General features: G+C 77.7%; 1 protein-coding gene. It reads left to right on the top strand.

What is annotated here, in order from left to right:
• On the top strand, nt 1-565 hold a 565-nt coding region (locus tag OZN99_RS33225; protein WP_408612007.1), incomplete at both ends, for a hypothetical protein.

Below are 565 nucleotides of genomic sequence, written 5' to 3'. Positions count from 1 at the left end.
GACCGGCCTGCGCGGCGCGAAGCTGCGGCTGGAGGCGCAGCCGGCCTCCGCCACCGGCGCGCTGCGCCGCAAGGACGCCGCGCTGGCGCTGCGCGACGCCGCCACGGACTTCGCGCTGCCGCGAGGCAGCGGCGGCTTCGCGCGCTGCTACGTCTCCGACAAGACGATCGACCCTGCGACCGCCTTCCTGCGCATGCCGCTGCTCTTCGACCACGCGGCCGGGCCGGTGGACTTCACCCTCGACATCGCCGCGCCGCGCCTGGTGGAAGGGCTGGACCTCGGCCAGGACGCCGTCGTGCCGCTGCCCGAATTCTCCGGCCGCGCCCGGCGCTTCGAGCCCGGCGCGCCGGACCCGGCCGGTCTCGCGCCGCATCTCGTCGGACTTGCCGCGGGGGAGATGCGGGACATCGCGCTGCGCCTGCCGGACGACCTCGAGGATCGCGCCCTGGCCGGGCGCCAGGCCGGCTTCGGCATCCGCGTGCTGGCCGTGCTGCGCCGCCGCCCGGCCGTGCCGACGGAGGAGCTGGCGCGCGCGACCGGCTTCGACAGCCTCGCCGCGCTGCGC

It is taken from the genome of Falsiroseomonas oryzae, from assembly GCF_027856955.1.
Lineage (GTDB): Bacteria > Pseudomonadota > Alphaproteobacteria > Acetobacterales > Acetobacteraceae > Falsiroseomonas > Falsiroseomonas oryzae.
Note: the sequence above shows the minus strand (reverse complement) of the source record. Positions and strands in the feature narration are given on the sequence as shown.